The following is a 17,796-nucleotide window of genomic DNA, read 5'->3' as shown; positions in this document are numbered from 1 at the left end:
TAACCCGGCACAATACGACTTTAAAGGCCTAAATTAAGGCTATTTTGGATACTGTTAACCACTTCTGTTGTTGTGGTCGCGGTGACTTGATCAGCAACTTGTTGGCTGACACTATTACTCACTGTAGAAGTTACCGTTTGCTCAACACTACTTTGCACAGAGTCGATAGCGACTTGTTGCACATTCCCTGACAGGCTTGATTGTAGGTTGTTGCTAATAGCAGATACTTGGTTCACATCAAGCAGTGGGAGCTCGGTTATGTTCGCTTGAGTTAATGAACTTGTTTGCTGATCTAACTGATTTTGCAAGGTCAGTGCAGTAGGGTTAATCGCATTACTTGTGGTCATTGCATTAACCATCGATATGCTGTTATCAATAGTTGCACCTGCTTGGTTTGATATCGCTGTTACATTCACTGAGTTTGCAGACTCATTAATGCTATTAAGTGAGCTTGCGGTAGTTGCAGTGGGCGTTTGTTCTGCATTTTGAGCCGTGTTTGTTGTGTCTGTTTCAGTACTGGTTTGTGCACTGTTGCTCGTAGTCGTGTTTGTTTCTGTGGCTGAGTTTTGAGTTGTCGCAGAGCCTGAAACTTGGCTATTTTGCATCAATGATGTCGTGCTTGTTTGGCTTGCATTAGCCGGTGCAAGAGATGTTTGCATATTACTTGAAGCTTGTTGGTCGGTTGATACCGATAATTGCACATCTGCTGCGTAGCTCGCCGTTGTTAAACCTGCTGAAGTTACTACACACATTGCGATTAAAGTTTGTTTAAAGTGAGTCATTGTCTCGTCCTCTTTTTTACGAATTGACATAGAGGTAACGAACAGACGAGATATTTATTCCCAATTTTTTAGCAGATGCTAAAATTGTAATTTTGGTCTCATTTTTAAATAAGGCCCGTTACTAAAGCAAACTAAACAAGACCGACACGACTAAAAGTAGTGCCATTAAGTAGTTAAATAGTTTTAAACGAGTGGGGCTTGAAAGCCAGTGTTGTAGTTTTTCGCCTACTAAGGTCCACGAGCTCACGCAAGGTAAATTAATTAAACCAAATACGGCACTGACAATTAATACCGCTGATACGTTTTTGTTTGGAGCGTATAAGCTTATCGCACTAAGCGCCATTGCCCATGCTTTAGGGTTCACCCATTGGAAAAGGGCCGCTTGAATAAAAGTAAAAGGCTTACCTTTATTTTGTGTGTTGTTGTCCGTTGCTGGTGGCTATTTTATAAGCGAGATATAACAAATAAACAACACAAAACACTTTTAGAATGAGGTAGCTTAGCGGAAATAAGTCAAACAGCTGCATAATGCCGAGGCCAACTAAAAATAGCATCAACATAAAGCCTAACGTTACACCAAACATATGCGGTGTGGTCCTTTTAAAACCAAAATTGGCACCTGAGCTCATCAATATTAAGTTATTGGGCCCAGGGGTAATTGACGAAACGAGGGCGAATAACGCCAGTGCTGTCATCATCTCAAAACTCATCATAGTCTCTCCCTGTTTGTTAAGTTGCAATTATAGATTGAAATGCACGCAATTATCGCGCTTAATGTTGTTTTTGGTAGTTTGAAATCACAATTTAAAATGAAGAAAGATAGAATTAACGACAGAATATTGCATGAGTTAAGGCGTGATGGCCGTTTAGCAAATACTGAGCTGGCAGAGAAAGTGGGGTTGTCGCCATCGGCATGCCTAAGAAGGGTTCAAGAACTTGAGCGGCTCGGGGTGATTTCGGGGTACCGCGCAGTGATTAATCATCACGCTGTTGGTTTAGGTTTTATCGCTTATGTAGGCGTGGGTTTAAACGACCACTCAACAAGCTCGCAGCTCGCATTTGAGCAAGCACTCGCGTTTATTGATGAAGTTAAAGAGTGTCATAACGTGACCGGTGCGTTTGAATATTTACTGCGGGTAGAAACGGCAGATTTAAAATCATATAAAGCATTTCATGCTGATGTGCTCGGTTCAATTCCTCAGGTAAGAACCATTACGTCACATGTGGTGATGGGGTCTCCTAAAGATGAGCGAGCATAATAGGAGAGATTAAAAGAGTGATAAATGACTCTTAAGCATTTTAATAATCATGTTAATCACTCTATGAATACAGCAGACTGCTCATACGTTTAATCAATACGTTGAGAATGTACCTGTTAAATAAGGTTACTTATAAAGTCCAGAAATCCCCTGTTTTGTTAGGCATTTTTTGGCCGATACAGCATGGCGTTACTTTCTAAACTCATTTTTTTCAATGTGTTAAATGTAAAGTTGCTGTTTTTTTAGAGGCGGTTTTTATGAGAGGGCTTTTGTCTATAGGTAAAAATAACAAGTTATTTTTAAGTTATGGAAAAATATATTCAATTTTATATCTTTACGCTATAGAACAAATAATAGTCAATTCGAGGATTATATTCTAAGTTTGGCTATTGAACTTGCCTTAATTGTTGGTTTATTATCCACCCCCTAATTCTAATTAAGGGATAATAATAAGAATGGATCTCCACACATTGCTCGTTTGTACGGCACTGGTTAGCTTTATAATGATGTTAACAATGGCTGCTTTGTACATTGCGAGTCGTAACGAAAGTTATTTAATTGATTGGCTGGTGTGTGGTGCATTATTTTTCGCTTCCAATTTATCGGGTATTCTCGCGACTAATGTCGATTTTCCTTCGTTTTTCCATCCTGCTTTTGCGAATGCTTGCTATTTAGCTGGGCATGCAGCGCTTTTCAGTGGCGTATCTAAATGCTTATATAATCGTTCGATGTGGGGGGTTGTGCTGATCGTTTTTGTTGGCATTTTTGTTATGCATTTTGTGCCAGCAATGAATGAGTCAATTGAACTGCGTATTGTTGTTTTGTATCCGATGATTGCTGCACTTGATATTTCGGCGATGCTAGCACTTTGGAAGCACCGAAAAGAAGAGGCGGGTAAAGCGTATTACTTGCTCATTATTTTGTTGTTTATTTTCTCGGCGCAACAGTTATTTAGAGGCTATTTGTTACTGACAGGTATTGAAAATACGCCATGGATTGAAAAGCATCAACTTTTAAACATAGGTAGTTTAGCGGTTATCGCTTTTTACTTTTTACTGACGATAGCATTTTCTGTTGTGGTGACTTGGCGTAAAGAACTCGCGTTAAGAGAGTATTCTTTAACGGATCATTTAACAGGGTGGTATAACCGTAAAGCGCTTGAGGTATTTGCTAATAAAGAGCTAAAGCGATGTATACGCAATGACACCCAGTTAGCCTTTATAGTGTTTGATATTGACCACTTTAAATCAGTGAACGATCAGTTTGGACATATACTTGGCGATAAAGCTATCGCACATGTAACCGCAATTGCTAAACAGCAACTCAGGGAATATGACCAATATTTTCGCTTAGGAGGCGAAGAGTTTGCTGTGTTAGTGAGCCACATAAGCGGCCAAGACGTTGAATTATTGGCACAGCGTATTCGAAAATCTGTTGCAAAAACACCGCTTATTTTAGACGATGAAACTGTGTATCTGACAGTAAGTGTCGGAGTTGCAATGTTGAACCCACAAGAAACAAGTTGGCAAACAGTACTAAAACGTGCAGATGATGCGTTGTATCGTTCAAAGCATCAAGGTCGTAATCAAGTAACGAGTTGTGGCGACTTAGCAAAAATATAAGCATCTCGAAAATAATTGCTTATTCCGAGTTTGAAACACTCCACTAGAGAGAACATTAACTTTTCACAATACTGTGATGATGACTTTTAAGCGCATTCATAAAATGGCTAGTCTGGTTATGTGAATGGTTAGTTTTGCAGTTTGGAATATCACCGTTATTTAATTTTATTGTGCCTAATCAACAACTCGTAGTGGTTAAAGCGTCGTTATTAGGTGCTTTATGACATTTTCGTGAAGATTGTGATACTGTAACTTTTTATGATTTCTTTGCTTTATAATGCTCTTTTTATTTGTATGATAAAGCTGGTTTCAGCTTGGAGTTAGCATGGTTTCACGTCGAGAATTTTTGGTAGGGGCGGGTACGTTAGCCTTTTTAGGGTTATCAAAAAGTGCCATTGGCAAAGTGTCGCTTAATGATTTGCAAACAACGATCAAAGGGTTTGGTCCTTTATTGTCTGACCCTGATGCGCTATTAGATTTACCCGCAGGTTTTAGTTATCAGATTATTTCGAGCTTAGGTGAGAAAATGTCAGATGGCTTCACTGTTCCCGACAAAGCCGATGGTATGGGCTGTCTTGCCCTTGGCAATGACCGTGTTGCTTTGGTGCGTAACCACGAATTAAAACCAACAGATTTAACTAAAGCCGAAACCAGTATCGCACAGCATAAAACACCATTCGCCTTCGATACTAACCGCGAAGGTGTCGCACTTCCTGGTGGTACTAGCCACATTATTTATAATTTAAAAACCCATCAAAAAGAGCAAGAGTATCTTTCGTTAGTGGGCACTATTCGTAACTGTTCTGGTGGTATTACGCCTTGGGGCTCGTGGCTGACTTGTGAAGAAACAACCGACACCAAAGCCGATGGATTCAATCAAGATCATGGTTATATTTTTGAGGTGCCTGCCAATAGTAAAGGCCTCATTAAACCTGAGCCATTGAAAGCCATGGGACGCTTTAATCATGAAGCGGCCGCTGTCGACCCTCGCACTGGTATTGTGTATTTAACCGAAGATAAGGGTGACAGCGTTTTTTACCGTTTCATTCCTAACGAATATGGCAAGCTGCACAAAGGCGGCCAATTACAAGCAATGGTCGTTAAAGGGAAACCACAGTTCGATAGCCGTAACTGGCATAGTAAGACCATGCCACTGCATCAAGAGTTGGATGTTGAGTGGATTGACTTAGATAACCCAGAAAGCCCGAAAGATGACTTACGCTTACGTGGCTTTAAGCAAGGCGCTGCTTTGTTTGCGCGAGGTGAAGGCATTCACTGGGGTGATAAAGAGCTTTATTTTTGTTGTACTAATGGCGGTAAAAAGCAACTTGGTCAGGTAATGAAATACCAGCCATCAGAATTTGAAGGCACTAATAAAGAAGCTGAGCAACCTGGCAAGATATCGTTGTTTGTTGAGAGTACCAGCAAAACACTCTATAACTTTGGCGATAACTTAACAGTGTCACCAAATGGCCATTTAATTGTTTGTGAAGATCAATACACCGATGTGGTTGATAATCACTTACGTGGTGTGACTCCTGAAGGACAGGTTTATAATTTTGCGCGTTTGGTTGCGCAAACAGAACTTGCTGGAGCCTGTTTTTCGCCCGATGGCAGTACCTTGTTTGTAAATGTTTACTCACCAGCAAAAACACTCGCCATAACAGGTCCTTGGCATCAGTTTAGTGGTTGATTAAAGCGCGCTCATAACGTTTTTCATTCGTAATGAGTATGCGTTATTTAACGGAGCTTTTTTGATGCTCTACGGGCATGCTTTGCTATCCATTTAGTCATCTTTTTCATTAAAGCGGGTGGAAAATCATGCCCCATGCCGGGCACCACTTTTAATTTACTGCGTTTGATTATAAGTGCGGTATTAATGCCAGCTTCAAGAGGGATGACAGGGTCGGCACTGCCGTGAATAATCAAGGTCGGGGCTTTAATTTTTTTCAATAGTTTTTCGCGATAAGGGGTTGCTGCAATGGCTGCTAGTTGGCGTTTGAAACCCTGTTGATTATGAGCGGCACGCTTACTATAACGGTTTGCGTTTTCATACAAAGCGCATTCATCTTGCGGGTAAGCAGGGCTGCCAATTAATTGATTAAGGCGTACGTTGTATTTTATTTCGGCTTCTTTAGTTCGGTTTCGTGGCTGTATTTTAGCTAGTTTTATGAGTAAATTAATGTTCGAGCCTGAAAACGACCAAGGTGAACTACTCGACATAATGGTGGTTAAACTGAGTACGCGCTTTTTGTATTTTGCAGCAGCTATTTGTGCAATCATGCCCCCCATTGATGCCCCCACTAAATGCGCTTGTTTGATAGAAAGTGCATTCATCAACTCTTTTACATCACGGGCCATGTCATCTAATGAATAGGGGAGGTGGGTGCGTAGCGGTAAACGGCGGCTCAGCCAATGTTTTATAAGGCTTGGTTTGCCTAATTCATCGAGCGATGATGACAGCCCTGCATCGCGATTATCAAAGCGAATTACTCTAAACCCTTTTTCTACTAAACCACTATACAAGGCCTCTGGCCACACGGTAAATTGTGCGCCTAAGCCAATAATCAATATGATCACAGGTGCATCAAGGTCACCTTTATCTTGGTAACTAATAGATATACCGCTGGCTGTGAGAATATTTTCCATTCTTTAACTAACAGGCTTACGCAGGTTAATGAAGTATAAATGGCATTGTTGGCAGTTTAGTGACAGTCGGATGACCTGCTCGAAGTAGGCAGCACAACAGTGAGTGCTGCCTATATTCAGGGAGAAAAATATTAGAAGTAAGCGGTAACGCCAATCCAGAAATTACGGCTTTTATCTTTTACGTTGTAGTCATCAGTGAAAGTGACTTCACTCACTACGCCACGACCTGTTAGGTACTCGTACTCTCCATCCCCATTTAAGTCGGTATAGCTCGTACTATAAGAGGTGAAATCTTCGTCGAGTAAATTGTTTACGCGAGCGTTAATTTGCACGTACTCATTAACATAGAACTGTGCACCTAGATTAAGTAGGTTGTAGTTTTTGTAATACAGCGCTTTATCGTGCACGTTATCCCAGCCACGGTAACGATCTGAGCGATACACACCTTGTAAATAAAGGTTGATTGAGTCGGTGGCTTCCCAGTTTAGCGTTAAGTTGGCCATGTGCTCAGCACTGTTAGTTAATGGTTTGCCTTGTTCTGGTCCGCTCTTTTGTTCGCTGTCAGTCCATGTGTAGTTACCATTGATTGACACCGTGTTGGTTAGTGTATATTGGCCTGCAATTTCAACACCTTGTAGATCAACTTCATCAATATTAATTTTTTGGCTGTAGCTGTCATAGCCCAGTTGATCGTATTGGCCTAAGTTAACACACGGGCGCACACCATTGGTTTGCTCACAGCTTAAAATGGTATCGCCGCGGGCTATTTTATCTTCGAACTTAGTGTTGTAATAAGTGACATTGATGTTGTGATCACCTTCAAGTGATGTCCAATAAAGCGCGATTTCTGAGTTAACACTGGTTTCTGGTTCTAAGTCTGGGTTACCAGCAAATGGGCTGGTGCCTTGACCACCAAAACCAGTAATACCGTCGTATAGGTCGGTTGTTTGTGGGGTTTTATAGCCAGTGCTAACACCGCCTTTTAAAGTCCAAGTGTCGGATAAGTTGTACACAGCGTACACACGGGGTGATACTTGGCTGCCAAATACATCATGGTCGTCGTAACGGGCACCCAAAGTGAAAGTAAAGTTATCGGTTGCCATCCAGTTATCTTCGGCAAACACCGAGTACATGTTTTGTTCTTGAACTTGACCGGCTTGGTCACTTTCAAGACCAAATACACCATCTTTTAACTCACCATCAATTAACTGACCACCAATCGCTAAATTGTGGCTGCCAAAACCGCCAGTGATTGGAATATCAAAGCGTAAATCATACGTGTACTGACTGCTTTCGAGTGGGCGAGCTGGGCGGGGTAAGAAGGTGTCTTCGGCTAAATCTTTACGTGCTTGCTCATCCATACCTTCATATTCGCCAGTGCCATCGTACATAGCTTGCAGCTCTATACGCTCACTAACGCTTAGAGGCAAAGTGCGGCCGTTATTTTGCGTATCAACATACGATACCGACGCTTTAATAGTGGCCCATTCAAGCTCACCATCATAACTAAATGACCACCACTCACGGTCAAACTCTTGATCGGCGGCATAACCTGCACGTGGATTAACCTGACCGCGGCTGTCTTGCCAAATAGATTCAATATTATCTTTAGTGCCTAAAGGGTAAGTAATAGTGCCTGATTCAATATCGTAGCTTGGCGTGTTGTCATACACTTGGCTTGAGTTGTCATAATCAAACCGTAAATGATGAGAATCAAAAGGTGTGTAAGTTAAAGTAAAGCCGTATTGTTCGTTGGTATTATCAACAGTACGACCACCACTACCAAAGCCAAGTGAGCGAGTATGCACTACACCATTAGGATCGACCGCAGGTTCAAATGTTGGCGAGGAGGCTTGTTGCTCATAAATACTGCCGCGCACACCTAAGCTTAAAACATCTTTGATAAGCGGACCCATCACGCTAAAGTCGGTGGTTATGTCATCACCAAAGTCGTCGTTTTGCTGTAATGAACGGCTAAATGACACTGCACCGCTCCAGTTATCAGTGTGCTTTTTAGTGATGATATTAATAACACCACCAAGTGCGTCTGCTCCATAAAGTGTCGATGCAGGGCCGCGAATAACCTCAACACGTTCAATAGCGTCAACCGGCGGCACGTGATTAAAGGCGTTACCACCAAAGTTATTAGGGTATATATCACCGTGGTTGTTTTGACGTTTACCATCGATCAATAGCAGGGTGTATTCACCTGTTAAACCACGCATACTCACACTGCCTTGGCCTGTTTTGTCGCGGGTTGTACCAATGTCGATGCCTTCTAAATACTGCACTGCATCGAGCACTGAAGTAAAGGCGTGAGATTTAATATCTTCATTTGTGATAATTGAAATACTTGCAGGTGCTTCAGTTACTTTTTGCTCAAAACCAGTGGCTGTAATAACTAAATGTTCCATGTCTTGCTTAGGCTTTGCATCATCTGCTATTGCTGAAAATTGTGCGGTAATTGCCAGAGTTAATAAGCTAAGTCTTATTGATTTCATTGTTGATCCCAATTTTTTTTGTTAGTCCATATAAGATGGCGGTTATAGTATATAAAACACAAATAAGATCAAGAATAATTCGCATTTGAGTGTTTGTTTTAAAGCCAGCTTTCCACGGCGCTTATTTAAAAAGGGGCTGATAGCGGGTAATTAACTATCATTACTTTTATTGCAGAAAAGTAATGGCAGAAAAGTAATTGAAAAAGTGAAGTGGGGGAATAAGCTTACGAAACGCTGTTTAAACGTTTAAATTTTAATGAGTTATAAATTTTAATGAGTTATAAATTCCTTTATAAATTGTTTTATAAAAACATGAGATGCCAAAGCCTGCCAAAAACATACTGAACTCGGCACGTGCTTGCGCTTACACGAACAACCGAGAGCCATATTTGCACGGTAACGCTTTTAGCCGCTTTGTTTTAAGTGGCTAAAATTATAAGTTCAAATGGTTAGGCATTATTGCTGGTTATAGCGATGACTCAACGCGTGTAGTCGATGTCTTTGAAGGCATCATAAACCGCTAAATGCAATGTGTCGCCGTGCTCATGTTCGGAGAAAAACTGGAATTTCACTTGGCTTTTGTCTTTAAGTGAATGAGCAAGTTGTTTGTATAATTCTTTCGCAACTCGCTCCATTACATGGCCTTCTTTGCCAACTGCAATGTACACCGATTTAGGAGGGTGATTTGGTTTAAATTGGCTTTTTAATAACGCCTCATCGTCCCACCACAAGCTTGGGCTTATGATTAGGTAATGATCGAATAACGCACTGTGATTATACAATATTTCAGTTGCAAGCAAGCCCCCTAAAGATTGACCTATTAGGGTCTCTGTGCCGTTAGTACGGTACTCTTTGGCGATTAATGGTTTTAATTCATGCTGTAAAAAATGGATAAATTGTTCAGCCCCCCCATGGCTTGGAAGTTCTTGCTGGTCAAAGTGGTTGTTACTTTTTGTGGTGAAGTCGTGCTTTCTATCAATATTACTTATCCCGACAACAATGGTGTCGGGGATCATTTTGATCCATGAAAAATTCGCAAATTGCACCAGGCCCGCTATATGAATAAAGTCTTCATTTTTAGAACCATCTAATAAGTAAATGACCGGATAATATTTGCCTGTATTTTTTTCATAGCTTTGCGGCAAATACACATTTATAGAGCGAACTTGATGCAACACTTCAGAGTTAAAGCTTAGGGTTGTGGCAAAGTCAAAAGGGGTGGCGTTTATAGCAATGTCAGCTTTTGTGGGATAGCTGGTTATTAAAAAGAATAAAGTGATACATATCACGCTAATAGATTTCATGGTTTTCCAAATTCAAATTGCTCGTTTATTCCTTCATTAATACTAGCCCTAGTAAGGTTATTTTAATACATGACGCACACTCAGAAAATTCAGAACTTACTTGAGTCGGCTATTTTTTGAAAATGTTTTGATAGCGTTGTCAATTTACGTCTTTCGTGCGAGTTAATAGTGTGGCTCATCCCCTTATAATGTTAAAAAAATGTATACATCGAATATAAGATTAATGAGCAAACCTTTTTCTTCATACCAGCATGCGCTTTTAAGCACAGCAATACTCGCTTTAGTAACGGCGTGTGGCGGTGGTTCAGAGCCACAAGAAACGCCCGTTACACCTCCGGTCACTGAAACACCGCAAAATCAAGCACCTCAAATCAGTGGGCAGTCACAAACGTTAAAGGTCGGCGATACGCTAAACTTTAACCCACAAGTGTCTGATCCAGATAATGATCCACTCACAATTTCGGTGAGCAACTTACCTAATTGGGTCAATTTTGATAAAGCAACGGGGGCGATAAGCGGTATACCTGAGCAGGCAGGCGTGTTTTCAAACATAGAGTTTAATGTATCGGATGGGCAGTTATCAGCACAGCTGTTGATTGATATTACGGTGGAGAAAGCGCGGGAAGAAAACACATCGCCAACGCTTACTTCAACGCCAGCTAATGCGAATGAAGGCCAAGCCTACGCTTATCAGCTCACATTTAGCGATGCACAAAACGATACGATTATAGTGAGTGACGTTGCACAGCCTGATTGGTTAATTTTTGATAATAACACTCAGCGCTTTTCGGGGACTCCTGCATTTACTGACCGTGGCGAGCAGCTCATTCGTTTTCGTTATTCAGATGGTGAAGTATCGCAGCTTGCTGAGCAAATATTTACTGTGACCCCTCGCGCTAATTCATTGCCTAACATTAGCCCACTCGCTGCAGAGGCGCGTGCAGAAAACGCATTTAGTTTAACGCTTACCCATAATGACACTGACAATGATGAGGTAAGCCTAACGGTGGCAGGTTTACCTGCATGGCTTAGCTTTAATGCGCAAACAAATACCTTATCGGGCACGCCTAGCGATGAGGATGTAGGTGAACTTCGGTTCACTATCACAGCCAGTGACTCACGTGAACACGCGAACTATGAATTTGTGTTAAACATAGTGCAAAGTTATGTGGCACAAGCTCTTGCATCGGGAAACGCCCTTGATGTGCCAAACAGTGATTTATTACTTGATGCGGCACTGAATGAAATTGACACTCACAAAGCGCGCTTTCAAACGATTAAAAATCGTTTATTTGGTTTAGACACACAGTCACCCTTGGATGCACTAAGCTGGTATCCAACATGGGATGCAACGCTGTTAAGGGCCACTTATCCATTTAATGAGCCCGTACTGTTAACCAATAATAGCTGGCAAGAAGGTTATGAAGCAAAAGTAAGAAACCTTGCCGTGGTGGGTAGCAGTGATGCACAGCGCGGCCGCTACCTCGTATTCGGCAGTAACCCGTATCGCAATACGATTAATGAGCAAATGCTCAGCTTTTTGAAAAACAGCCATAGCTGGCTTGCAGGCAGAGAAGCAACTGAAGAGCAGCCTCTTAACCTTGTAATGGCACAGCTTGATCAGAGCTATTATTTTCAAGACCGCATTCTCACTAGAGAATGGTTCGATACGCATTACAAGGACCGAGTTCGTTATAACGAGAAAGCCAGCTGTGATAACGATGCCTTGGCGGGATGTTTAACTGATGACACTGATATATTAATTATATCTCAGCATGAACGCGAAGGATTAAATATTGATAATGTGGTTGCAGCAGTAAAGCAGGCGCTAGCGAATGATATTGCCGTGATTTATGTTCAGCGCGATGGTAGTCAAACAGCGTTGGGTAACGCCTTGTTTGAGTTATTCCATGTCAGTGTTGCTGGTGATAACTATTGGCACCGATTAGAACTCGCAGAATGGAACCCAAGTGTAATCAGCAACAGCCTACCGAGTGATGTGCTCACCATTAAAGCCCTATTGAACCGCTTTAAAACAGGTGAATTCACTGTAGATTTAAGCACCTGTGATAACCGTAGTTGTCCGAGTGATAGTCAATACCAGCAACAATTCAGCGATGCAGCCACTAAAGTTAACTCATTATTTAGAGGCTTTGACCAAGCAAAAACCGATATTTTTGCAGAGCAAGGCTATCGCTTTTATCAATTATTAGCGCTGCTTGGCGATCATTATCGCCAAGATGTGCGTTTTCCGATGGATAAGCTCAGTACTGATAATAATGCTTTTTTTCGTTCGTTATTTGCTGATCATGCGGTATTAAATGTGCGTAAAGTGAACCCAACCCAAAGTGATATGGGAAATTTTAGCCGCAGTGACTTTAGCCATGTAACGCCAAAAAGCGTGACAGTAAACATGCAAAGTAAAGCGCATTTTCGCTCAACAGGTGTGTATGCGCTGCCCGGGCAAACATTCTCGATAAAGCGCACCGACAACCAAGCCGTTAACACCAAGGTGTTTGTAAATACCTTACGTGATGGCGCAACGCACTATATGAGCAGTAATGGTTATAATCGTCCTGCTAAATTGCAGTCGGTGCATGTGCCAGTGACAAGCAATGAAACCGTGTACTTTACCTCACCCTATGGTGGGCCAATTCAAATTGCGTTCGATCAAAATGATTTAGACGTCAGCTTTGAATTTAACAATGTTGGTGAGCATCCGTATTGGCGAAGCAGCAGCGATGATACACGTTTTGCTGAGCTACTTGAAAAAGGCGACTACGATTGGGCCGAAGTAGCAACTGGCGGTTTTGAAGTACACTCAAAGCTTGAGAAAATGCGTATTTCGATCAACGAAGGTTACTGGTCAATTGCCTCTGACTTTGCCCATGCCGTGGAGCGTTATACTCATAACTACCCGCATGTATTAGCGGGTTTTAAAGGCCCAGGTATTGATGTAGTTACCGAAATTCATGACTTTGCTAGTGCACGCAATCTTGAAATACAGACCATTGATATTGTTAAGCACATGAATGCCGACCAACCCACATGCGGCTGGGGCTGCTCGGGTAACCCGTATGACGCGGGGTGGAATTTTAATCCGACTGGGCATGGCGATATTCATGAGTTAGGCCATGGTCTTGAAAAAGACCGATTCCGTATCGAAGGCTTTGGTGGTCACTCCAATACCAATTTTTACTCTTATTACAGTAAGTCTAAATTTGAAGATGAAACGGGATTCTCGGCGTCGTGTCAAAACTTGCCATTTGAAGGTTTATTTAATCACTTACAGGCCAGTCAGCAAACGGCTAATCCCTATGCTTATATGCAAGAGTTGGCAATGTCAGAGTGGTCACAAAGCCATGCAATTTACTTACAAATTATGATGGCGGCACAGGCATACAATACGCTTGAAAACGGCTGGCATCTGTATCCGCGTTTACACATTATTGAACGGGCTTTTAATCTAGCTGATAACAGTGATGCTAATTGGCAGGCACAAAAAGATGGGCTTGGTTTTTCGAACTACAGTTTGTCGGAGGCACAGAGCATAGGTAACAATGATTGGCTATTAATAGCGTTGTCAGAAGTAACAGAGCTCGATTTGAGCGACTACTTCAGCATGTGGGGCATGGCAACCTCAGATAAAGCACAGCAGCAAGTGAAATCCAAAGGCTACACGGTGTTGGGTGATGTTTATTTTGCTTCTTCTGCGACAGGCTATTGCACAACGCTTAGTCATCCTATGCTTACTGTTGACGGGGAGCAAAGCTGGCCTGAATAACCAATAAACCTTGCTAAAAAACGCCTGCGATCATGAATGTTCGTGGGCGTTTTTGTACATAAGCTAGTGATTTTGTGAACAACTGCTACCTTTAGAGAAGACATGTTCCAACACGAGGTTCAATATGGCTATATCTGCAATACCTAAAGGTTACCATGCGGTAACGCCTTATTTGATTATTGAAGGTGCCACGAAGGCAATAGAGTTCTATAAGCAAGCGTTTGCTGCTGAACTGGTGATGCAAATGCCTTTACCAGACGGTGGCGTGGCACATGCCGAAATTAAAATTGCCGATTCCTACATCATGCTTTCAGATATGTGCCCCGATGTGCAGTTTAAGTCTCCACATCAGCTTGGTGGTACACCTGTGAGTATTATGCTGTATGTTGAAGACGTTGACGCTGTATTTGCCAACGCGTTGTCGCTGGGTGCAAAAGAGCTGCGCCCAGTTCACGATCAGTTTTATGGCGACAGAGCTGGGACCTTAGAAGACCCTTTTGGTCATATTTGGACCATAGGCACACACAAAGAAGACCTCAGTGAGCAAGAGTTGATGCAGCGTATGAGCGAGTTGATGAGTAAAGAGCAGGATGCTTAAAAAGTTGTTTCAACCGACATTCCTATTTGCCATGAATCAACCTCTTGGTAACTGCCAAGTGGCGTACTAAAGTCGATATGTATAACGTTGTCGTTACTTGAGCGCGATGAATATAGGCGAATACCAAGACCTGCACTGGTTAGCATTGAATCTGATATATTCGCAGTTTCAGTGCTGCCAAATGCTTGGCCTACATCAACAAAGCCAACAAAGCCTACATCTACGAACTGATACAAATTAATATTAGGGTACATTCTTAGTTCCGCCGTTGCTTGTATGCTTGAAGTACCATGTTGATAACTTTCTGGGAAACCACGCATGCCTTCTTCACCGCCAACAGCCAGCGGTTTATCAGCAAATTCATGGTTTTGCCAATGACCATTTACATGCGCATAAAAAGCAAATGAGTCTGACCAGCGATAGTTCATTTGTGCTTTTGAATAAAGCGCTAAGCGGTCATCAAGCTCTGTACCAATATTGCCTTTGACCCCTGTGGCAAACCGATACAAGGCATTATTGTTAAACCACGCTTTGGTGAGGTTAGTATCAAATAAAAAGCCTTGCCCCAAATTAACCGTATCGATGGCAAACTTTGAGTTTAACTCCCAGCCTAGGTTAACGTCTTCATTGTGGTTTATTAGGTCAATATCGTGCAACACAGCGTAATTGTCTTCTAACCAATGCAATCCTAGCCAAGGTGCAGCAATGCTGTAATCGTTGAGACCTGCAAGTAAAGGTTCTGTTTGAAAAGGGCGGTAGCTGACATCTTGGTAGTCAATCCCTGCAAGCCAGTGGAAGGTTTGCTGACTGTCTTGCGATAAAATACCACCATAGGCAAACTGGGCGATTAATTCATCAGTAAAAAACTCTGAACGAGTTATACCATTTTGATAGATATAACTTTTTTTCTTTTGAGATTGTGCAAAGTAGCGCATTAGTGCGTCACTGCTGCGTTGATAAAAAGGCTGATGATAATCCACTAAAAAGACTTGCCCGTCATCGTAATCATCAGCTTGTAAAGTGAGGGTCGCATGAGGCTGCCAAGGTACTGGCATTTGCAGTACTGAATGGAAGCCCGAACGTTCGTGATCAGATTTATACTTTAATGATGCGCGAATACCGTACCCTAAAAAGTTTTCTTCTTTAAAGCCCAAGCTGTATTTATTGTTGCCACTACTTCGCCCAAAATTAACGGTTGGTAATAAACTCCAGGTATCCCAGGTATCTATTTGTACAACTTTAGGCTCATCCACAAGGCAATCTTTTGTATAGCTAACTTTGGCATCTCTTAAGTATTTTTTATTGCGCAGAATACGCTCTGCTTCTTGTAACTGACGCTCACTTACTTGCTCACCTTCTTTAAAGGTAATTTGCTCACTGATAACTTTGTTTTTGGTATCTATGTGTAACCAGTTAATAAAGCGGTGTAGGGCGGTCGTTTCAGGATCGTTTGGATCAAAAATAGTATGTGTATCAATGTTGAGTTTATCAACAGTGATGTCTTTGTCTTCGCTTAACTCAGCAGTGGGTTTGCTTTTTACCTCACAGACGACATCTAAGCTTAAAGGCTCGTTTGCATAAGCTGTCCCTGTAGCAGTGCATGTGAATAATAAAACAGGTGTTATTTTATACATTTGGAACTATGCCTACTTAATACTTAGCGATGAGGTTGTCATGCTACATCAACCTAAGTCGTTAAAAACGCTTCATTTTGAAAGCATAAAAGAACTAACTTAAGAAAAACTTAACTAAAACTGAAACTTAGTTGAAGATTGTAAGAGCTTGATAACTTTTGATTTAGATAATGCGTTAGCGTGAAATTAATCGGTAAAAGGCTGGCTTGCGTATGATTTATTAAGATTTCTAATAGAGTAAACAATGAAAAAGCGCGTTTTATATTGGCTGCAAAATGACTTAAGAATGAGTGATAACGTCATACTATCTGAACTTGAACACTTTAACGGTGAACTTGACCTTGTTTATGTGATTGAGCCTAGGTGGTTTAAACAAAGCAATTATCAGCAACGGCCTGTTGGTAAGCATCGATATCGTTTTTTAATACAGAGCCTACAGGCTTTTTCTAACGCTGTGGAGGCGCTTGGGCAAACCTTACATGTGGTCACAGGTGAGCCCGAAGTGGTTATTCACGGACGTATAAAAAAACATGGTATTTCAACGCTTGTCTGTACAGAGCAAGTGGGCTATTACGAGCAAAAACAGCTTAAAAAAATAACTGAGTTATGCCCAGAACTTGACATTAAAACCTACCAGCAAGACACTTTATTTACAGCACCTGATTTACCGTTCTCAGTTGCCGATTTACCAAAAAATTTCACGGCTTTTCGTAAAAAAGTTGAAGCAGAACCTGCGGCTATTGCTGCACCGCGTGATGCAGTTTCGCGTTTGCCACAACCAGTGCAGCTTTGCCCAGCTCAACCAATCCCAGATGCAGTGACAGAGCCTGAAAGTGTGTCTGGTGGCTTGTTTGCTGCTCAACAACATTGCCAGCACTATTTTTCATCGCCCGCACCGGCCTGCTACAAAGAAACACGTAATGAATTAGACGGCTTCAGTAACACGACTAAGTTTAGTTTGTGGCTTGCGGATGGGTCTATTAGTGCAAAACAAGTGTATGCTGAGGTTGAACATTATGAGCATATAAATGGTGCGAATGAGTCAACGTATTGGATTAAATTTGAATTACTCTGGCGTGAGTATTTTAAGTGGCATGCTAAGCATGTTGGCAGACAGCTATTTCGCTTTAAAGGCCAGAAAAAAACAGCGCCGCTAACAACATTTAATAGTCAACGTTTTGCATCTTGGCGCCAAGGAACCACACCTTTTCCACTGGTCAATGCAATAATGCATGAGCTCAATGAGACGGGCTATATTTCGAATCGTTCGCGGCAAATTGCAGCCAGTTGTTTGGTCAATGAGTTTGCGGTTGACTGGCGTTTTGGAGCGGCTTACTTTGAGCAACAGCTCATTGACTATGATGTCGCTGCGAACTGGGGTAACTGGCAATATATTGCAGGAGTTGGCGTGGATCCGCGAGGTGGGCGTCATTTCCACATTAATAAGCAAACGGCATTATATGACCCAACAGGGTGTTATATTCGCAAATGGCAGGGTGATAAAACAGTGAGTCGTGTTGTTGATATATACGATGCTGCAGATTGGCCCTTAAATGAGTAATTTTAATTTAAATCAAAAATCTAAATGTCATTTTTAGTCTTTTTTTATTTTGTTATCTAAAATAGAAATAAAGGCTTACTTTTTCACCGTGATCCAACTCAA

General features: G+C 41.7%; 13 protein-coding genes. 6 read left to right on the top strand and 7 right to left on the bottom strand.

Features of this window, described 5'->3' with window-relative positions:
- Positions 1 to 20 precede the first annotated feature (20 nt).
- The 3 genes from H3302_RS11265 to H3302_RS19995 form a co-directional block, all read right to left on the bottom strand.
- Positions 21 to 782 carry a hypothetical protein gene (locus tag H3302_RS11265; protein WP_182395247.1) on the bottom strand — a complete coding sequence of 254 codons (762 nt, stop codon included), beginning with the start codon at positions 780 to 782 and terminating at the stop codon, positions 21 to 23.
- A 121-nt stretch (positions 783 to 903) separates the two neighbouring features.
- Positions 904 to 1,146, bottom strand: coding sequence for a hypothetical protein (locus tag H3302_RS20000; RefSeq protein WP_310735036.1), 243 nt, complete (start codon positions 1,144 to 1,146; stop codon positions 904 to 906).
- A 43-nt stretch (positions 1,147 to 1,189) separates the two neighbouring features.
- Positions 1,190 to 1,495, bottom strand: coding sequence for a LysE family translocator (locus H3302_RS19995; RefSeq protein WP_310735035.1), 306 nt, complete (start codon positions 1,493 to 1,495; stop codon positions 1,190 to 1,192).
- A gap of 96 nt (positions 1,496 to 1,591) precedes the next feature.
- Between H3302_RS19995 and H3302_RS11255 the strand changes: the two genes are divergently transcribed.
- The 3 genes from H3302_RS11255 to H3302_RS11245 all read left to right on the top strand — a co-directional run bounded on the left by H3302_RS11255 (position 1,592) and on the right by H3302_RS11245 (position 5,356).
- Positions 1,592 to 2,041 carry an Lrp/AsnC family transcriptional regulator gene (locus H3302_RS11255; protein ID WP_036969104.1) on the top strand — a complete coding sequence of 150 codons (450 nt, stop codon included), beginning with the start codon at positions 1,592 to 1,594 and terminating at the stop codon, positions 2,039 to 2,041.
- A 503-nt stretch (positions 2,042 to 2,544) separates the two neighbouring features.
- A complete protein-coding gene (locus tag H3302_RS11250; protein ID WP_180311014.1) occupies positions 2,545 to 3,663 on the top strand; it encodes a GGDEF domain-containing protein in 1,119 nt (372 codons plus the stop codon).
- Between the two features lie 325 nt (positions 3,664 to 3,988).
- Positions 3,989 to 5,356, top strand: a complete 1,368-nt coding sequence (locus H3302_RS11245; protein WP_182395245.1) for an alkaline phosphatase PhoX — start codon at positions 3,989 to 3,991, stop codon at positions 5,354 to 5,356.
- A 47-nt stretch (positions 5,357 to 5,403) separates the two neighbouring features.
- On the opposite strand, the gene H3302_RS11240 is transcribed toward H3302_RS11245, so the two are convergent.
- From H3302_RS11240 to H3302_RS11230, 3 genes are all read right to left on the bottom strand, one after another.
- Positions 5,404 to 6,312, bottom strand: a complete 909-nt coding sequence (locus tag H3302_RS11240) for an alpha/beta fold hydrolase (protein ID WP_065978607.1) — start codon at positions 6,310 to 6,312, stop codon at positions 5,404 to 5,406.
- Positions 6,313 to 6,443: 131 nt separating this feature from the next.
- Complete coding sequence (locus H3302_RS11235) at positions 6,444 to 8,813, bottom strand: TonB-dependent receptor domain-containing protein (RefSeq protein WP_036966763.1); 2,370 nt, start codon at positions 8,811 to 8,813, stop codon at positions 6,444 to 6,446.
- A 479-nt stretch (positions 8,814 to 9,292) separates the two neighbouring features.
- The gene (locus H3302_RS11230) at positions 9,293 to 10,117 is read right to left on the bottom strand and encodes an alpha/beta hydrolase (RefSeq protein ID WP_182395240.1); all 825 of its coding nucleotides are present in this window, start codon (positions 10,115 to 10,117) and stop codon (positions 9,293 to 9,295) included.
- A 223-nt stretch (positions 10,118 to 10,340) separates the two neighbouring features.
- Between H3302_RS11230 and H3302_RS11225 the strand changes: the two genes are divergently transcribed.
- Positions 10,341 to 13,901, top strand: a complete 3,561-nt coding sequence (locus H3302_RS11225; protein ID WP_182395239.1) for an ImpA family metalloprotease — start codon at positions 10,341 to 10,343, stop codon at positions 13,899 to 13,901.
- Between the two features lie 124 nt (positions 13,902 to 14,025).
- Positions 14,026 to 14,499, top strand: coding sequence for a VOC family protein (locus H3302_RS11220; protein WP_182395238.1), 474 nt, complete (start codon positions 14,026 to 14,028; stop codon positions 14,497 to 14,499).
- Here the strand turns inward: H3302_RS11220 and H3302_RS11215 are convergent.
- Entirely contained in the window at positions 14,496 to 16,133 is a 1,638-nt protein-coding gene (locus H3302_RS11215) for a hypothetical protein (RefSeq protein ID WP_182395237.1), read from the bottom strand. The two genes, H3302_RS11220 and H3302_RS11215, sit on opposite strands and share 4 nt — an antisense overlap.
- Before the next feature lie 244 nt (positions 16,134 to 16,377).
- Here H3302_RS11215 and H3302_RS11210 point away from each other — a divergent pair, with 244 nt between their 5' ends.
- The gene (locus H3302_RS11210) at positions 16,378 to 17,694 is read left to right on the top strand and encodes a DASH family cryptochrome (protein ID WP_182395235.1); all 1,317 of its coding nucleotides are present in this window, start codon (positions 16,378 to 16,380) and stop codon (positions 17,692 to 17,694) included.
- The last annotated feature ends 102 nt before the right edge of the window (positions 17,695 to 17,796 follow it).

Origin of the sequence: Pseudoalteromonas sp. MT33b (assembly GCF_014117385.1) — a bacterium.
GTDB classification, from domain to species: domain Bacteria; phylum Pseudomonadota; class Gammaproteobacteria; order Enterobacterales; family Alteromonadaceae; genus Pseudoalteromonas; species Pseudoalteromonas lipolytica.
Note: the sequence above shows the minus strand (reverse complement) of the source record. Positions and strands in the feature narration are given on the sequence as shown.

What these genes read in the sequence shown, in the direction of transcription:
- H3302_RS11245 (WP_182395245.1), top strand. Translation starts at nt 3,989, where the DNA reads ATGGTTTCACGTCGAGAATTTTTGGTAGGGGCGGGTACGTTAGCCTTT.
- H3302_RS11240 (WP_065978607.1), bottom strand. Translation starts at nt 6,312, where the DNA reads ATGGAAAATATTCTCACAGCCAGCGGTATATCTATTAGTTACCAAGAT.
- H3302_RS11230 (WP_182395240.1), bottom strand. Translation starts at nt 10,117, where the DNA reads ATGAAATCTATTAGCGTGATATGTATCACTTTATTCTTTTTAATAACC.
- H3302_RS19995 (WP_310735035.1), bottom strand. Translation starts at nt 1,495, where the DNA reads ATGATGAGTTTTGAGATGATGACAGCACTGGCGTTATTCGCCCTCGTT.
- H3302_RS11225 (WP_182395239.1), top strand. Translation starts at nt 10,341, where the DNA reads ATGAGCAAACCTTTTTCTTCATACCAGCATGCGCTTTTAAGCACAGCA.
- H3302_RS11255 (WP_036969104.1), top strand. Translation starts at nt 1,592, where the DNA reads ATGAAGAAAGATAGAATTAACGACAGAATATTGCATGAGTTAAGGCGT.
- H3302_RS11250 (WP_180311014.1), top strand. Translation starts at nt 2,545, where the DNA reads ATGATGTTAACAATGGCTGCTTTGTACATTGCGAGTCGTAACGAAAGT.
- H3302_RS11215 (WP_182395237.1), bottom strand. Translation starts at nt 16,133, where the DNA reads ATGTATAAAATAACACCTGTTTTATTATTCACATGCACTGCTACAGGG.
- H3302_RS11220 (WP_182395238.1), top strand. Translation starts at nt 14,026, where the DNA reads ATGGCTATATCTGCAATACCTAAAGGTTACCATGCGGTAACGCCTTAT.
- H3302_RS11265 (WP_182395247.1), bottom strand. Translation starts at nt 782, where the DNA reads ATGACTCACTTTAAACAAACTTTAATCGCAATGTGTGTAGTAACTTCA.
- H3302_RS11210 (WP_182395235.1), top strand. Translation starts at nt 16,378, where the DNA reads ATGAAAAAGCGCGTTTTATATTGGCTGCAAAATGACTTAAGAATGAGT.
- H3302_RS11235 (WP_036966763.1), bottom strand. Translation starts at nt 8,813, where the DNA reads ATGAAATCAATAAGACTTAGCTTATTAACTCTGGCAATTACCGCACAA.